At 42.8% G+C, this 17464-nt stretch carries 14 protein-coding genes and 2 pseudogenes; 11 read left to right on the top strand and 5 right to left on the bottom strand.

What is annotated here, in order from left to right; all coding sequences use genetic code 11:
* Positions 1-71: 71 nt before the first annotated feature.
* Positions 72-1622, bottom strand: coding sequence for a 2-isopropylmalate synthase (gene leuA, locus K358_RS0116540; protein ID WP_027697858.1), 1551 nt, complete (start codon positions 1620-1622; stop codon positions 72-74).
* A 442-nt stretch (positions 1623-2064) separates the two neighbouring features.
* Here leuA and K358_RS0116535 point away from each other — a divergent pair, with 442 nt between their 5' ends.
* From K358_RS0116535 to K358_RS19515, 7 genes and pseudogenes are all read left to right on the top strand, one after another.
* Positions 2065-2595: a phosphatase PAP2 family protein gene (locus tag K358_RS0116535; protein ID WP_027697857.1), complete on the top strand. Its 531-nt coding sequence runs from the start codon at positions 2065-2067 to the stop codon at positions 2593-2595.
* 5 nt (positions 2596-2600) lie between these two features.
* A complete protein-coding gene (locus tag K358_RS0116530) occupies positions 2601-3656 on the top strand; it encodes an MJ1255/VC2487 family glycosyltransferase (protein WP_027697856.1) in 1056 nt (351 codons plus the stop codon).
* Positions 3657-3930: 274 nt separating this feature from the next.
* Positions 3931-4812, top strand: a pseudogene (gene leuO / locus K358_RS0116525) (transcriptional regulator LeuO); the annotation flags it as partial.
* A pseudogene (gene leuO / locus K358_RS19600) lies at positions 4789-4896 on the top strand (transcriptional regulator LeuO); the annotation flags it as partial. The pseudogenes leuO (K358_RS0116525) and leuO (K358_RS19600), both read left to right, overlap by 24 nt.
* A gap of 473 nt (positions 4897-5369) precedes the next feature.
* The gene (locus tag K358_RS0116520) at positions 5370-7088 is read left to right on the top strand and encodes an acetolactate synthase 3 large subunit (RefSeq protein ID WP_027697854.1); all 1719 of its coding nucleotides are present in this window, start codon (positions 5370-5372) and stop codon (positions 7086-7088) included.
* Between the two features lies 1 nt (position 7089).
* The gene (gene ilvN / locus K358_RS0116515) at positions 7090-7584 is read left to right on the top strand and encodes an acetolactate synthase small subunit (protein ID WP_027697853.1); all 495 of its coding nucleotides are present in this window, start codon (positions 7090-7092) and stop codon (positions 7582-7584) included.
* Positions 7585-8037: 453 nt separating this feature from the next.
* Entirely contained in the window at positions 8038-8169 is a 132-nt protein-coding gene (locus K358_RS19515) for a hypothetical protein (RefSeq protein WP_086961987.1), read from the top strand.
* A 147-nt stretch (positions 8170-8316) separates the two neighbouring features.
* On the opposite strand, the gene pykF is transcribed toward K358_RS19515, so the two are convergent.
* Positions 8317-9729, bottom strand: a complete 1413-nt coding sequence (pykF, locus tag K358_RS0116505; RefSeq protein WP_027697851.1) for a pyruvate kinase PykF — start codon at positions 9727-9729, stop codon at positions 8317-8319.
* Positions 9730-10127: 398 nt separating this feature from the next.
* Here pykF and K358_RS0116500 point away from each other — a divergent pair, with 398 nt between their 5' ends.
* From K358_RS0116500 to K358_RS0116485, 4 genes are all read left to right on the top strand, one after another.
* The gene (locus K358_RS0116500; protein ID WP_027697850.1) at positions 10128-10889 is read left to right on the top strand and encodes a DeoR/GlpR family DNA-binding transcription regulator; all 762 of its coding nucleotides are present in this window, start codon (positions 10128-10130) and stop codon (positions 10887-10889) included.
* Positions 10890-10969: 80 nt separating this feature from the next.
* Entirely contained in the window at positions 10970-12802 is a 1833-nt protein-coding gene (gene glmS / locus K358_RS0116495; RefSeq protein WP_027697849.1) for a glutamine--fructose-6-phosphate transaminase (isomerizing), read from the top strand.
* A gap of 166 nt (positions 12803-12968) precedes the next feature.
* Positions 12969-13847, top strand: coding sequence for a LysR family transcriptional regulator (locus tag K358_RS0116490; protein ID WP_027697848.1), 879 nt, complete (start codon positions 12969-12971; stop codon positions 13845-13847).
* A 194-nt stretch (positions 13848-14041) separates the two neighbouring features.
* Positions 14042-14941: a cation diffusion facilitator family transporter gene (locus K358_RS0116485; protein WP_027697847.1), complete on the top strand. Its 900-nt coding sequence runs from the start codon at positions 14042-14044 to the stop codon at positions 14939-14941.
* On the opposite strand, the gene zntR is transcribed toward K358_RS0116485, so the two are convergent.
* The 3 genes from zntR to K358_RS0116470 form a co-directional block, all read right to left on the bottom strand.
* A complete protein-coding gene (gene zntR, locus K358_RS0116480) occupies positions 14938-15393 on the bottom strand; it encodes a Zn(2+)-responsive transcriptional regulator (RefSeq protein WP_027697846.1) in 456 nt (151 codons plus the stop codon). The genes K358_RS0116485 and zntR overlap by 4 nt on opposite strands.
* Before the next feature lie 97 nt (positions 15394-15490).
* Entirely contained in the window at positions 15491-16738 is a 1248-nt protein-coding gene (locus K358_RS0116475) for a beta-ketoacyl-ACP synthase (protein ID WP_027697845.1), read from the bottom strand.
* On the bottom strand, positions 16735-17460 hold the full coding sequence (locus K358_RS0116470; protein ID WP_027697844.1) for a 3-ketoacyl-ACP reductase FabG2: 726 nt from the start codon (positions 17458-17460) through the stop codon (positions 16735-16737). Before K358_RS0116470 ends, K358_RS0116475 begins: the two co-directional genes overlap by 4 nt.
* Between the last annotated feature and the right edge of the window lie 4 nt (positions 17461-17464).

Genomic DNA, 17464 nt, shown 5'->3' with positions numbered 1-17464 from the left:
CACTTTATAAGTAGCTGAGCAAAAGGTTTCAATGAGTTTGGTCAGCTACTTTTTGTTTTTTGCTTGAAAATCTACACAGTTTCCATTCTTTTTGATTGCTTGATCTCGGCAATTTGGTCAGCGCGCTGAATGCTATTGATAACATGTAATAGCGCTTGGCCTGAAGCTTCTACGATATCAGTCGCAAGCCCAGTACCATGGTATTTACGCCCTTTGTAGTTAGCGATGATATCTGCTTGACCTAGGCCATCTTCACCTTCACCTTTGGCGGTTAGGTCAAATTTATCTAACACGATTTCATAACCGGTTAGCTTGTAGATGCATTGGTAAAGTGCATCGACTGGGCCATTACCGACCGCCGCTTCGCATTTTTCTTCATCGCCACATTGCAATTTAATGCTGGTGGTTGCCATCACGCTACCTGATTGCACGCTTAGGTAATTTAACTTAAAGAAATCATCTTCTTCGCGCAAGTTAGCAAAGTGCATTAATGATTCTAAATCGTAATCAAATACTTGGCCTTTACGGTCCGCTAGCTTCAAGAAGTCTTCATATAGAGTATCTAGGTTGTAGTCACCATCACTGTAACCCATGGTTTCCATATGGCTCTTAACCGCTGCACGGCCGGAACGACTGGTTAGGTTTAGAGCTTGGTTTTTAAGGCCGATAGTCTCTGGTGTCATGATTTCGTAGGTATTCTTATTCTTCAACATACCATCTTGGTGAATACCCGATGAGTGACTAAAGGCATTGGCACCGACAATTGCTTTGTTCGATTGAATCGGCATATTACACAATTGACTGACTAGTTTACTGGTGCGGTGAATTTCGTCGTATTTAAGGCCAGTATGAACACCTAGCAATTCAGCACGTGTTTTGATAATCATGGCGATTTCTTCCAATGCACAGTTACCAGCACGTTCACCAATACCATTAATCGTACCTTCTACTTGGCGAGCACCGGCTTGAACCGCGGCCATCGAGGTGGCAACCGACATACCTAAGTCATCGTGGCAGTGCACCGAAATGACGGCTTTATCAATGTTTGGTACGCGATTAAATAGCGTTTCGATGATGCCTCCAAATTCACTCGGTAGGGTATAACCAACGGTATCTGGGATATTGACTGTAGTTGCACCAGCATCGATGGCGGCTTCAACAATGCGACATAGGTTATCAATCGGAGTACGGCCCGCATCTTCACAAGAAAATTCCACGTCATCGGTATATTTACGCGCACGTTTAACCGCATTAACCGCCATTTCTACGACATCATCATAACTACGGCGAAGTTTATCTTGTACGTGGATAGTGGAAGTAGAAATAAAGGTATGAATACGAAAGGCTTCCGCTACTTTTAACGCTTCTGCGGCAACATCAATATCTTTTTCTACTGCACGGGATAGGGCACAAATACGGCTGTTTTTGATTTGTTTCGCGATGGTTTGAACGGATTCAAAATCACCGGGTGAGGAAACCGGAAAGCCAGCTTCAATAACATCAACACCTAAACGTTCTAGGGCATAAGCGATCTGTAGTTTCTCTTTTACGGTTAGGCTCGCTGAAAGTGCTTGTTCGCCATCGCGTAGTGTGGTGTCGAATATAATGACTTGATCGTTCATGTTATCTTCCTTGTGATTAATGCTGTGCTATCCAATGCGGTTTATTCGGCTACTTATTTTTGAGTATTTGCGAATAAAAAAGCCCGCATCGGGATGCGGGCTTGTTTGAAATCGTATGTGGTTTTTCTTCCACTGCCTACCCGCGCGATTGAGTCACGATGAGGAGGAGGTTCAGTAGAGTAGAAAATTGTTGAGTCATGCTTGTTACCTTAGCTATGTCTGCGACCACGTAAAAACTGATTCAATTAGTACCGCACTCAAGGGGGAAGCGTCAACCCTTTAGTCGAAAAAATATCCAAATAACTTCGCCAACTCTCATTTAAACTCGACCCTCAAAAAATCTATCTTCATCATAAGAACAAAAGATCGTCACGTTTTTGTCATTTATCTCCCTTAACTTAGCCAGTGTAGTGCTGATTAAACATCGAACAAGGAGCATACGATGAAAACCATACAGCCGATTGCACGATTTGATTTAGCGTTTTCTTTATTTTGCCTACAACACCGTTTTAATTTGCCAGTTGCTCGTATTAGCAAAGCCATCTCACACACTGGTGATGGGCATTTATATGCAGTAATGGGGCTGTTAGCTTGGTGGTTTGAGCCGAGAACAGGGCAATATTTTTTACTGGCAGGATTGTTAGCATTTTTAGTGGAACTGCCAATTTATTGGTTAGCAAAAAACAGTTTTAAACGTCGCAGGCCCGCACAAATATCTCATTTGTTAACTTCTTTCATTACTCCGTCAGATCAATATAGCTTGCCTTCTGGCCATACGGCTGCCGCTTTCTTAATGGCGGTACTACTCCAACATTTTTATCCAGAGTTTGGCTTGTTGCCTTTTGTTTGGGCTGGGTTGATTGGCATCTCTCGCATTCTGTTAGGAGTGCACTTTTTAACGGATATTGTACTCGGTGCAGCTTTGGGAATCAGTTGTGCTATTGCGGCAATTAACATGTTGGCTGGTGGGTGAAAACAATGAAGATCTTATATGGCGTGCAAGGTACAGGAAATGGTCACATCGCTCGAGCACGGGCAATGGCGGCGGCTTTAGCTAAACAATCGGATGTCTCGGTTGATTTCTTATTCTCTGGGCGAGATGACAAAGCTTATTTTTCGATGGAAGATTTTGGGGATTATCAAACCCGACGAGGGCTGACATTTACCACTGAAAAGGGCAAAGTCAGTCATATGAAAACTGCCTTGAATACCAACCCTAGTCAGTTATGGAAAGAAGTCTCAGATATGGACTTGGGAGGTTATGATGTGGTGCTCAATGATTTTGAACCGATCACTGCCTGGGCGGCCAAAAAGCAAAACGTGCCAAGTATTGGGATTAGCCATCAAAATGCCTTTCGTTATTCGGTGCCCAAAAAGGGGGCCAGTTGGCTTGATCAAACCTTGATACAGCATTTTGCGCCGACTCAACATCATTTAGGCTTGCACTGGTACCATTTTCAGCAGCCTATTCTGCCGCCGATAGTTCATACGCCCACGCAAATTGATAACCAGAAGCATGACTTTATTCTGGTCTATTTACCTTTCGAGGCACTACCGGCTATTAGTGATCTTTTACAGCGCTTTGCCAATCGCCATTTCATTTGTTATCACCCAGAAGTAAAAGAAATGAGCCAACAAGAACACCTCACCTTTATGCCTTTGTCATACCAAAACTTTCAACGAGACTTACATGCTTGTCATGGCGTGATCGCCAATGGTGGTTTTGAGTTGCCTTCTGAAGCATTAACCTTGGGCAAGAAATTACTATTAAAACCATTAGATGGGCAATTTGAACAGATGAGCAATGTAGCGACGCTTGAATCATTAGGTCTCGCCAGTTCAATGCAATGGCTTGATCCTAGTATCGTGCGCTCTTGGCTAGATGACCAGCCAGCTGAGCGAGTGATTTACCCTAACGTTGCCGAGTCGATTGCTGATTGGGTTGTACAAGGTGAGTGGGGAAATATCGCACCACTGTGGAGCCATTTATGGGAGCAGGTCGATTTCCCTCACTATGCATTGATTAATGAGTGAACAACTTTTTTGTCATCAATTTAGTCGCTAAATACTTTTTAGGTTCTTTTATGTATTCCCTTAACTTGTTGAAAATTTGGTTTTTTTAGTGATTATTAGTAAATAAAAATGATTTAATATCAATACAGTTGCTTCTAATATTTGCTTGGTGAATAGTAAGTGCAACCCGACCTATTGGCGGGGCAAATACAATCATTATTCGATATCTTTTTGTGGCGGTTAATCACGTTTGTTATGTGTGATTGGGCTACAATTAAAAGAGGCACAACATAACATGACACTTTCTACTGAACCAAAAAACACGGCCCTTAACTTAAGAACGGAATCAACTTTACGTGGCGTAGATCTTAACTTATTGACGGTTTTTGATGCAGTAATGCAAGAGCAAAATATTACTCGTGCAGCACAGTATTTAGGCATGTCACAACCAGCGGTAAGTAACGCGGTTGCTCGTTTAAAAGTAATGTTTAATGACGAATTGTTCATGCGTCATGGTCGTGGTATCCAACCGACTCAACGCGCTCGTCAATTGTTTGGCCCGCTTCGTCAAGCCCTGCAATTGGTACGTAATGAATTACCGAACTCTATTTTTGTTCCTGAAACATCAGAGCGAGTATTCAAATTAGCGGTTTGTAGCCCTTCAGATTTACGTTTTGCACCAAGAATTATGCGTGGCATTGCTGAAAAATCGCCAAGCATTCAATTAAGCCTTGATGCTGATTTTGATCGTCACTTACCTGAAAAACTTCGTTACCAAGAAGTAGATTTCGTGATTGATTATGCGCGTTTTGAGCAGCCAGGGTATTCAAGTACTGAGATTTTCAGTGATGAATTAGTCGTTGTGACTGCTGCAAATCACCCACGTATCGGCTCTCAAATTAGCCAAGCTGAATTTATGGCAGAAAAACATGCAACGTTATCGAAAGTAAACGGTGTGCGTAGTTTCTATGAGCGCGTTTATACTGGCGATTTTGAATTCCAAGCGTCTTACCATGGTACAAGTTTGAGCAATATCTTGTACGTAGTTGGTCAATCTGAGTTAGTGACAGTGGTTCCTCGCTGGTTGATTGATTCGGTGCCTAACCGTGCAAACTATAAAGTTATGCCTTACCCATACGCAGACAATAAAGTAGCGGGTTACTTAAGCTGGCATGAATCAAGTGAGAAAGATAAAGGTCACATCTGGATGAGAGATCAACTTATGCTGATTTGTGGCGAAACACTTGCTGCAAGCCTATAACAAGTAAACACTTCTAAAAAGCGCAGTCTCTATTTGATTAGAGGCTGCGTTTTTTTATATCTTATTTTTATGATTTAGGAAAATGAGATTATTCTCTCAATATTGATATTATTATCTGCTGAATTTTTACGTCAAACCATTCAAAGTGATTGATGGTTGCTAGGTCAAGTAGATGCTTTCACTGTTTAAGCGTGATCGGTGTGAGTTTTTGAAGGTTTGCTCAAATTAAGTCCGTAGACAAGCCTTTGTCGATGGCGGTAAAGTGAGCAGATTCGGAACATAATTCGAATGTATGCACCCTAGTTGCTTGTTATGACAATGCAAATAGGTACATAGCTAGATTGCTGAGCGGTTATGGAATAACACAGCGTCAGTGGTCTGAAATTTCTTAGGCTAAAAATAAGCCCTAACTATGTAGCACTGAATCATCGCACTTTATTAAGGTCGGTGAGATTCAGTTAACAGGAGGCAACATGGAAATGTTATCTGGCGCGGATATGATCGTCCGCTCCCTAATAGATGAAGGTGTAGAGCACATCTTCGGTTATCCAGGCGGTTCGGTTTTGGATATTTACGATGCTCTACATGAAAAGAGTGATATTGAACACGTACTGGTTCGTCATGAACAAGCAGCGGTTCATATGGCTGATGGTTATGCTCGCGGAACCGGAAAAGTTGGTGTCGTTCTCGTCACTTCCGGCCCAGGTGCCACCAATGCGATAACCGGTATTGCGACTGCTTATATGGACTCCGCGCCAATGGTCGTGTTGTCAGGCCAAGTACCAAGTAGCCTAATTGGCAATGACGCTTTCCAAGAATGTGACATGGTGGGGATCTCCCGCCCTGTGGTTAAACACAGCTTCCTCGTCACTAAAGCAGAAGATATTCCTGAAACCATCAAGAAAGCCTTTTACCTTGCGTCTACTGGTCGCCCTGGCCCGGTAGTGGTTGATCTGCCGAAAAACGTGTTAAATCCATTAGAAAAATTTCCTTATCAGTACCCTGATGAAATTAAAATGCGCTCTTATAATCCGACAACTTCGGGGCATAAAGGGCAAATTAAGAAAGGGCTGAAAACCTTACTGGCAGCGAAAAAACCCGTTCTTTATGTCGGCGGCGGTGCGATTATTTCTGAAGCTAGCGAGCAATTAATTAAGCTTGCAGAAGCGCTCAATTTACCGGTAGTTAGTACATTAATGGGGCTTGGGGCTTTCCCTGCTACTCACCATAATTCGCTGGGCATGTTGGGTATGCACGGTACTTATGAAGCCAATATGGCGATGCATAACGCCGATTTGATATTTGGTGTCGGGGTACGCTTTGATGATCGTACGACAAACAATGTCGAAAAATACTGTCCGAATGCCAAGATCATGCATATCGATATCGATCCATCTTCGATCTCTAAGACTATTCAAGCGGATTTACCTATCGTTGGTTCTGCCGATGAAGTGTTAAATAGCATGTTAAAGCTGCTTGAAGATCAAGGCGCAGACCAAGATAGCGAAGCACTTGAAACTTGGTGGCAAGAACTACAAAGCTGGCGCAATCGTAAGTGTTTAGAATTTGATCGTACTTCGGATCGCATTAAGCCTCAGCAGGTAGTCGAAACGCTTTACAAGCTAACCAAAGGTGAGGCTTATGTCGCTTCCGATGTTGGTCAGCACCAAATGTTTGCTGCGCTATATTACCCATTTGATAAGCCGCGTCGTTGGATTAACTCTGGCGGTTTAGGCACCATGGGCTTTGGCTTACCAGCGGCAATGGGCGTTAAGTTTGCCATGCCAAAAGAAGAAGTAGTGTGCATTACTGGTGATGGCAGTATTCAGATGAATATCCAAGAACTATCAACCTGTATGCAGTACGATATTCCGGTGAAGATCATTAACTTGAATAACCGTTTCTTAGGCATGGTAAAGCAATGGCAAGATATGATTTATCAAGGTCGCCATTCTCATTCTTATATGGATTCTGTGCCTGACTTTGCTGCAATTGCTGAAGCTTATGGCCATGTTGGTATTCGTATTAACAAGCCTGAAGAGCTAGAAGCTGGCCTACAAAAAGCCTTGGATATGAAAGATCGTCTCGTGTTCGTTGATATTAATGTTGATGAAACTGAGCATGTTTATCCAATGCAAATTAAAGGCGAAGCGATGGATAAAATGTGGTTAAGCAAGACGGAGAGAACCTAATATGAGACATATCATTTCATTACTATTAGAAAACCAACCGGGTTCTTTATCACGTGTTGTTGGCCTGTTTTCACAGCGCGGTTATAACATTGAGTCATTAACCGTTTCTCCTACGGATGATGAAACCTTATCGCGTATCAATATCACTACCGCAAGCGATGCACTACAGCTTGAGCAGATTGAAAAAAACCTGCATAAACTTGTCGATGTGCTGAAAGTACAAGAAGTTACAGAGTATGACTACGTTGAACGTGAGTTGATGTTAGTCAAAGTGAAAGCCAGTGGTTTTTCTCGCGCCGAAGTACATCGTTTATCCGATGTGTTCCGAGGGCAGATTGTCGATGTAACAGCGTCGTTGTTTACCATTCAATTGGCCGGTGATAGTGCGAAGTTAGATGCCTTTATCAAAGCGGTATCTGAAATGACCGATGTCATTGAAGTTGCACGTAGTGGGGTGGTTGGTATTGCCCGTGGAGAGCGTGCTTTAAAAGCATAACGCCTGCTATTTTATACATCATAACGCAATAACAGATAACGCAGCCTACGGGTTGCGTTTTTTTATGCTCCAATCTTTTATACCCAAGTGACTTTAAGATGCAGAATTCAGAGCTATCATCCAAACCTTTAGGCAAGGAAGATTGGCGAAGGAATGTAAGTACCTTTCAAACCAATCTGACGCTGCCTATCTCTTATAAAAAAGAAGAGGTTTGGATGAAGCTCCCGAAGGGCAAGTTAAAACAAGCTTTATGCTGCGTTAAATTGAGCAGAGATAGACTAACTATGATCATGTTCAATTTGTCTTGCCTAAAGCTTGTTTTATTCTTGCTGAAACTCGCAGCTTGAAGTTACTTGGGTATATAAAGAAAAGATCTAAGACTTTAGTCTAATAAATCGGCAAAACTTCACTAAACTTATTGAATGGATATTTATCAATTTCGGTGAGTGGCTTATGTCTAATGTCGTGGTTGTTAGAGTAACGATTGCTAGTTTGTTAGTACTCGCTATCAATATTAGTGCTTTATATTTCTTATTGCTGGTGGTGTTGCTGAATACTCATCATCAAGAGTTCTTTGGTTGGTAATGGGGTAGGAAAGGTAGTATCTAATGTAGGGAAGGATAGTGCAGTGAGTTGTACAGCTAAAGGTGGATTGTGTTTTGTAAGGGTAAGAAAAGCATAAAAAAGGAGGCCAATTGGCCTCCTTTTGGTATTTCTATCCGTTCGTTTTAATTAAAGAACGTGAACAGAAGAAGTGTTAGTTGTGCCTGATGGTACTAGAGCACCAGAAACCATAACAGTTACATCGCCTTTCTCGCCGTAGCCTGTTTCTAGCGCTAGAGCCATACCTTGACGGTAGAAGTCTTCAGTATCATTGATAGACTCAACAACGATTGGCGTTACACCTTTAGACAAGCAAAGTTGTGCTGCAGTCTTAGTGTTAGTCGTAACGGCGATGATTTTCGCTGTTGGGAAGTATTTACGAACTGAACGCGCAGATTTGCCTGCTTCAGTTGCCACAACGATTACAGGAGCGGCAAGTTTCTCGGCAGTTTCTACTGCTGATTTACATACTGCTTCAGTGATACGTAGACGAGGGCTGTCTAAACGAGAACCTAGTTCTGCTTTTAGAGCACGGTCAGTACGAGCACAGATTTGCGCCATGATAGTTACCGCTTCAACAGGGTACTTACCTTTCGCAGACTCACCAGAAAGCATTACTGCATCAGTACCATCCATGATTGCGTTCGCAACGTCACCCGCTTCTGCGCGAGTTGGACGTGGGTTTTTGATCATAGAATCAAGCATTTGAGTTGCAGTGATAACCACTTTACGTGCGCGGTTACATTTCTCGATCATCATTTTCTGAGCGAAGATTACTTCTTCAACTGGGATTTCAACACCTAGGTCACCACGAGCAACCATGATGCCGTCAGAAGCTTCTAAAATCTCATCGAAGTTATCAACACCTTCTTGGTTTTCGATTTTAGAGATGATTTGGATGTTTTCGCCGCCGTTTGCACATAGCAATTCACGAATTTCTTTTACGTCGTCTGCTTTACGGATGAAAGAAGCAGCAACGAAATCAACGCCTTGCTCACAACCAAATTTAAGGTCAGCTTTATCTTTTTCAGCTAGTGCTGGAAGTTTTACAGAAACGCCAGGAAGGTTAACACCTTTGTTTTCGCCTAGGTCGCCGTTATTTAATACTTTACATTTAACTTCAGTATCAGTTGTTGCAACTACTTCCATTTCGATAAGACCGTCGTCTACTAGGATAGTATCGCCAGCTTTAAGGTCTTGAGCGAAACCAGGGTAGGTTACTGCTACTGTGTTTTTGTTACCCACAACAGAAGTGTCAGTTGTGAATGTGAAATCTTGACCCGCTACTAGAGCAACATCATTGCCGTTTTCTAGTTTGATAGTGCGGATTTCAGGACCTTTAGTATCTAAAAGGATTGCAAGTTGTTTGCCTGTGTTCTTCATTACTTGGCGAAGGTTAGCAATACGATTGCCGTGTTCTTCGAAATCACCGTGTGAGAAGTTCAAACGCATTACGTTCATACCAGCGTTTGCTAGTTCAGTTAGTTTCTCAACAGATTCAGTTTTCGGGCCAATCGTACATACGATTTTGGTCTTTTTCATGAGTAGATACTCTCCGGTAAGTAATATTACATTTTTCAATTTTTACACGTTTTAATCGCAAGCAACTTGATTGGTTGGGTGCATTAAAACAGAAATTCTTTGCTGCGTTTTTATTGCCTGACCTACATTGTAGCCATTATTCTCATTCTCGCACGGCCACACTTCACTTTCGTTGCAGCCACCATTTCATTTTGCAGTCTGCGAGGGGCTGCGTTGTAATTTTGTTTCTTAAATGGGGTAATAATTTTACCAGTCTTTGTGGGTAAGATCACGATACTTACTTGTCTTAGAACAAGGTTTCTGCAAAAAACATTTATTTTTTATAGTGAAAAAAATAGACAATTAAGTTTCGATTGTGTTTAATGTGTTTCGTTTCGAAACTTAATCGGTTTTATTTTATGTCAAAACGAAATACTCAACAGCGACGTCACCTTATTGTTCAACAAGTAAATGAATTAGGTGAAGTCAGTGTTGAAGCTTTGAATAAGCAATTTAATATCTCTGAAGTCACCATAAGGAAAGACTTGTCAGCATTGGAATCCAGTGGTTTGCTATTGCGCCGTTACGGTGGAGCGATTGCGTTACCGAAAGAAATTATCAATGAAGCATTTTCGGAAGAAGTTTCGAAGCGAAAGGTTGAGTTAGCGAAAGCCGCAGCATCACTGATTAAAGATCACCATAGAATCATTATTGATAGCGGCAGCACTACCGGTGCTTTGATCGAACAACTTAATCATAAGCGTGGTTTAGTGGTGATGACTAACTCACTGAATGTCGCCCATGCATTAAATGCACTAGAAAGCGAACCAACCTTATTAATGACCGGCGGCACTTGGGACACCCATTCGGAATCATTCCAAGGCCAAGTCGCAGAACAAGTGCTTCGCTCTTACGATTTTGATCAGCTATTTATCGGCGCCGATGGCATCGACTTAGCCCGCGGAACCACCACATTTAATGAACTTTTAGGTTTAAGTCAGGTGATGTCCGAAGTGGCGCGCCGTGTGGTAGTGATGGTGGAATCTGACAAGATTGGTAGAAAAATTCCAAATTTAGAGCTGGCATGGGACAAAGTCGATGTGCTGGTAACTGATAATGGCATTTCTTCCGAACAACAAGCACAAATACAGAAACATAATGTGCAAGTTCTGGTTGCCTAATATCGAAAAACTTAATTTATTAAATTACGCTTTACCACCTTTTGCTTGGTGCTGGTAAAGGAATAAAAAAGGATAACAATATGTGTGGAATCGTTGGTGCTGTTGCGCAGCGTGATGTAGCTGAAATTCTTGTTGAAGGTTTACGTCGTTTGGAATATCGCGGCTATGACTCAGCCGGTGTCGCGGTGGTCGATGCTAATTCAAACATGACGCGCGTGCGCCGCTTAGGCAAAGTACAAGAATTAGCCGATGCGGTTGACGCTGCCGATGTGTTTGGTGGAACCGGTATTGCTCATACTCGTTGGGCTACTCATGGTGAACCTTCTGAAATCAATGCTCATCCACACGTTTCTAATGATATTTCGGTGGTACACAATGGTATTATTGAAAACCATCAAGCCTTGCGTGAAACCTTACGTGAGCGTGGTTATGTGTTTGAATCTCAAACGGATACCGAAGTGATTGCTCACTTAGTTGAATGGGAACGTCGTACTTCTGAAACATTAATCGAAGCATTGCAAAAAGCGGTTAAGCAGCTTGATGGTGCTTACGGCACGGTAGTATTTGATCGTAAAGATCCAAGCCGTGTAGTGGTTGCGCGCTCAGGTAGCCCAATTGTGATTGGTTTAGGGGTAGGTGAAAACTTTATCGCCTCGGATCAATTGGCTCTATTAAATGTCACTCGTCGTTTTATGTACCTTGAAGAAGGTGATGTTGCTGAAGTGACTCGCCGTGAAGTGACCGTTTTTGCTGAGAATGGTGAGCGAGTAGAGCGTACGGTTTCTGAATCAAGCGCAGAGCATGATGCGGGTGATAAAGGTCAATATCGTCACTTTATGCAAAAAGAAATTTTTGAGCAGCCAACCGCATTAATTAATACCATGGAAGCACGACTCACCAAAGACACTGTGGTGACCGAAAGTATTGGCGTGAATGCTGCCGAGATCCTATCTAAAGTTGAGCATGTACAAATCATCGCTTGTGGTACGTCTTACAATGCCGGTATGACAGCACGTTACTGGTTTGAGTCTTTGGCTGGCGTAAGTTGTGATGTGGAAATTGCATCAGAATTCCGCTACCGAAAATTTGTGACTCGTCCAAATAGCCTGTTGATCACTCTATCTCAATCAGGCGAGACTGCAGATACCTTGGCCGCATTACGTTTAGCTAAAGAGAAAGGCTACATGTCAGCGATGACGATTTGTAATGTTGCTGGTTCATCTCTTGTGCGCGAATCTGACTTTGCCTTTATGACACGCGCCGGCACTGAAATCGGCGTGGCTTCAACCAAAGCTTTTACGACTCAACTTGCGGCGCTATTAATGCTAGTCACTGCTATGGGTAAACAGCAACAACGTATCGATAGAGCAAAAGAAGCGGAAATTGTGGAAGCTCTGCATTTACTGCCTTCGCAAATTGAAAAAGCACTCGCTTACGATAAAGAGATTGAAGCCTTGGCCGAAGACTTTGCCGATAAACATCACACACTATTCTTAGGCCGTGGTGAGTTTTACCCAATTGCTGTTGAAGCCTCGTTAAAGCTAAAAGAAATCTCTTATATTCACGCGGAAGCCTATGCTGCCGGTGAACTAAAGCATGGCCCATTAGCGTTAATTGATGCCGATATGCCAGTGGTAGTAGTCGCGCCAAATAATGATCTACTAGAAAAGCTTAAATCAAACATTGAAGAAGTCCGTGCACGTGGTGGTTTGTTGTATGTGTTTGCGGATGCTGGCGCAGGGTTTGAAGCGGATGAAAGCATGAAGATCATTAATCTTCCACATGTCAGCGAGATCACCGCACCAATCTACTACACCATTCCAATGCAGTTACTTTCGTATCATGTTGCTTTGATTAAAGGCACCGATGTCGACCAGCCAAGGAACTTAGCCAAGGCTGTGACGGTTGAGTGATTTCAATTTAAATTAATGGTTTACAGTGTAGTTCTAGCAACTAAATGTTGGTTGTGAGTAAATGGTTGTGTTCAGGTTTGGACGCAGCCATTTTTTATATCACCTATATTAGGCAATCTTTCAAAAATTGTTTATTATTCTGAAACTTTCATTAGGTGAGTCAGCTATGAACTTGTCACAAATTGAAGCATTCTGCACCGTTGCTAATACCGGTTCTGTTTCTGAAGCGGCCCGACAGCTAGAATGTAATCGCACCAAACTTAGTATGGCCATTAAAGCACTTGAAACGGATCTTAATGTTAAGTTGTTTATCCGCACAGGCAATAACCTCACCTTGTCTGAGATTGGGAAGGCCGTTTATAAGGATTGCGAAAGTATTCTTATTACCGCTTCTCGTGTTCGTCGAATATGTTCTCAAGTTTCTAATGAGTTTGCCGCTGAAATATGGATAGCTCGTGATGATGCTTTACCGGATATGTTATGGCAGGAATTTGCCCATTCTCTCAGTAAGCAGTTTCCTAACACTTCATTTAACATCATTTTGGCTTCTAGTGGCGACTTAGCCAATTTAGTGGCCACACAACAAGTTGATTTTGCATTTGGAGTGGATTACGAACATATCGATGACGCTCGTATTGTTCGCCAGCCTTTAGGCAAAATTCGCATGATGTCGGTGTGTAGTTCAACTCATCCATTAAGCAAAATTCAACGAGTCACCGATGAAGAGTTACGTAAGTCTATGCAAGCGGTCATGGCCTACCTGAATGAACAAGATAATGCCAGTTTAGAGCCTTTTTCTCGCCGCTATATTGGTTTCTCTAGTTTTGAGTACATGCTTAATACCATATTGACTGAATCGGCATGGGGAGTACTTCCTGAACCCTTGATCCGTCATCACTTGCGTGAACAGCGCCTTTCGGTGATTCGCCATACTTATGGATTAACCCAAGAAGATTTTTGTATGTTCAGTGGCGCCGAAGGCGCTGATAGCCCGGCCATTGATTGGTTAGTCGATAAGGTGAGTGATTATCTGTTCGACTTCTAAAGTATTTTAACCGTCTTTACTTTGCTAAGTCAGCCAGTGTCAATTAATATGACAGTTAATGTTGGCCGTTAGTTGTTGAATTATATTAAGTTAATTTTTTCCCGTGCTTTTCCATTTCTAGTCGCTGTAAATCATTATTGTAAAGCGCCTCCATTGCGCCAAAATATCTTTAGTTATCTAAAGGTATTAATCAAATGTCTGTTCACACAAGGTGTAACGAAAATCGTGTTTTGGCTTTCTCCGCTGTTTTTGCATCAATATTTGCAGCGGGAGGCTTGATTGTAGGCTTACTTGTTGGCTCGCTTGTCATCATGTTTGATGGGGTGTATTCCCTTGTTAGCCTGCTGTTAACATTATTGTCGCTAGTGGCCGCTCGTTATATTAAAAAACCATCCGATTCCCAATTTCCTTTTGGTCGTGCGCTATTCGAACCTGCGGTTATCGCGGTCAAAGGTGCGGTGATCTTATTAATCGTCAGCTATTCATTATATTCAGCGATTGGTGCCATGTTTACTGGAGGCCGCGCTGTTGATGTTTCGATTGCAACCGCCTTTGGTGTTATCAATGTTATTGGTTGTGGTCTGGCTTGGTGGTGTATGGTTTCATTACGAAACAAAAATTTTTCTGGTTTGATTGATGCTGAAGTGAAGCAATGGCAAATGGATACATTACTGAGCGTTGCCGTAACCGCGGGGTTTGTGGTGGCTTGGTTGATGACATTAACACCGCTGGCAAAATACGCGGTGTATGCCGATCCAATGATGATGCTATTGATGTCATTTTATTTTATTAAAGTGCCGTTTGAGATGCTGCGCTCTGCATTAAGAGAAATCTTTTTGATGGCACCAAGTAAAGAGATTTACCAAACCGTTGATCAAAGCATTATGGTGATGAATAAAGACTCTCAACAAGAAATTGAATTAGCGGGTGTGGTGAAGGTGGGTCATGAATTGTGGGTCGATGTGGATCTTCATGTTGATGATTCTAGTGAGTTGATCTCACGTGATGATATTGAACAAGCCAGACATGGTATTGAAACTCGCTTGTCTTCTCTGCCATTGAAATTACAGCTCACGATTAATATTGCCAGTTAATGTTTCTGACAGCTTTCGGAGTGGTGATGTTTTTCTACTTTCACTTTCTCAGTATTGGTTTCCAAGGCTTGCAAGATAGTGCATTCCTCAGCACTACCTTTACCTCCACAGCAAGCTGACGATAAGGTTTTTAATGAGCGTTGAAAGTGCTGCAACTCAGAGAGTTTTTGTTCGACATCCGCGAGTTTTGCATCCACTACTTGTTTGACATCAAAGCAGGAATTACTGGCTTTATCGACTTCGATTTCCAGCAACTCTTTAATATCTGAAAGGTTAAACCCTACCTTTTTGGCTCGAATAATAAATTGCAGCGCTTGCTTATCTTGCTCGTTATACAGGCGGTAGCCAGATTCAGAGCGTGCAGATGGGCTCAATAAGCCGGACTTTTCATAAAATCGCAGGGTGTCATTATTAATGCCACACAATTTTGCCAGTTCTCCGATTTTATACATTGCTCATTCCTTTATATTTTTAAACTCTCTAAAGTATAAACCCTAGAGCTAAGTCTAGGGTCAATAGTTTTGCATCAAAGGAATTTTGCTGTGAAAGCTAGTTAGAATGGCGTTTAAAAATAATCGAAGTATTAATGCCGCCAAACGCGAAGTTGTTGCTCATGATGTATTGGCAATCCATTTCACGGCCATCGCCACGAATATAGTCTAAATCACCACATTCAGGATCGATGCTTTCTAAGTTGAGCGTTGGGCTAAACCAGCCAGAATGCATCATTTCTAAGCTCAGCCAAGCTTCAATCGAACCACAAGCGCCTAAGGTATGACCAAAATAGCTTTTCAGTGAACTGATTGGGGTTTGATTGCCAAAGACATTAAAGGTCGCTTGGCTTTCTGCGATATCACCACGATCAGTTGCAGTGCCGTGAGCGGAAACGTAGTCAATCACGCTTGGTTCTAATTGAGCATTGTCTAACGCCAATTCCATACAATGTTGCATGTTTTCCATTTGTGGTTGAGTGACATGGGCAGCGTCGCAATTGCTAGCAAAGCCGACGATCTCGGCATAAATTGTAGCGCCGCGGGCAACCGCATGCTCATAGTCTTCAAGCACTAAAGTGCCAGCACCTTCACCAATCACTAAGCCATCTCGATCTTTATCATAAGGGCGAGGGGTGGTTTTCGGAGCGTCGTTTTTTAAACTGGTTGCAAAAAGGGTATCAAAAACTGCTGACTCAGTTGGGCATAGTTCTTCACCACCGCCTGCTACCATGACTGTTTGGTAACCATGTTTGATTGCTTCATAAGCATAACCAATGGCCTGGCTACCTGAAGTACATGCGCTGCTGGTTGGGATCACGCGACCACGTAGTCCAAAGAAGAGTCCGACATTAACCGCCGAGGTATGTGGCATCATTTGTACATAAGTCGTGGCGGTGATGGCGCGGGTTGATTTTTCATTGAGCATGACACCAAATGCGCCAATAGCCGGAGTGCTGCCAGTTGAAGAGCCGTAAGCGACACCAGTTTGGCCATTAGTCAGTACCCCATGCTTTTCGCCATCAGGGGTTAATAAGCCACTTTGCAGTAGAGCATTTTCTGAAGCCAAGGTTGCCATTTGAGAGACACGACCCATACCGCGAATCTTTTTACGGGTGTAGTGCTTTGGCAGTTCAAAATCCAATACCGGTGCGGCCAGTTTGGTGTTTAAGCCATCGTATTGCACATAACTTTCCATAAACTGCACAGCGTTTTCACAGGCTTTTAATTTAGGCTCAATCGCTTGCCAATCATTACCAAAAGCAGTGACGCCAGACATCCCTGTTACTACAACACGACGACTCATACTAAACCTCCATTTACTGAAATCACTTGGCGCGTAATATAAGCCGCATTGTCCGACATTAGATAGCTGACTAATCCGGCGACTTCCTCAGGTTTGCCCATGCGGCGTAGTGGCACTTGTGGTAGCGCGTGTTCTTGAACGTGTTCATCAACCATACCCGTATCAATCAAACCTGGAGCGACACAGTTGACGGTGATTTTACGTTTAGCCAACTCTAAGGCGAGTGATTTAGTCGCACCAATGACGCCAGCTTTGGCCGCGCTGTAGTTGGTTTGTCCACGATTGCCCATGATGCCAGAAACCGAAGCCATAGTGACAATACGGCCACCTTTGCGGAGTTGTACCATTGGCATAACGCAAGGATGCAGAACGTTATAGAAACTGTCTAAGTTGGTATGAATCACGCTATCCCATTCGTCACTCATCATGGCGGGAAAGGCAGTATCACGAGTAATGCCGGCATTGCTGACTACGCCATAGTAAGCGCCATGTTCAGCGATATCAGCTTCGATTTTTTCACGGCACTGCTCGCGGTCGCTAATATCAAATTGCAGTAGACGGGCATTTCCACCGGCTTGCTGAATGCTAGCTTGAGTTTGTTCTGCACCTGCTTGATCACTCATATAGTGAACCACAACGTTAAAGCCATCTTGAGCTAATTGAATCGCAACCGCTTGGCCTATGCCTTTACTTGCGCCAGTAACGAGAACCTGTCGGGACATTGGT

It is taken from the genome of Vibrio litoralis DSM 17657 (assembly GCF_000426765.1).
Classification (GTDB): domain Bacteria; phylum Pseudomonadota; class Gammaproteobacteria; order Enterobacterales; family Vibrionaceae; genus Vibrio; species Vibrio litoralis.
Note: the sequence above shows the minus strand (reverse complement) of the source record. Positions and strands in the feature narration are given on the sequence as shown.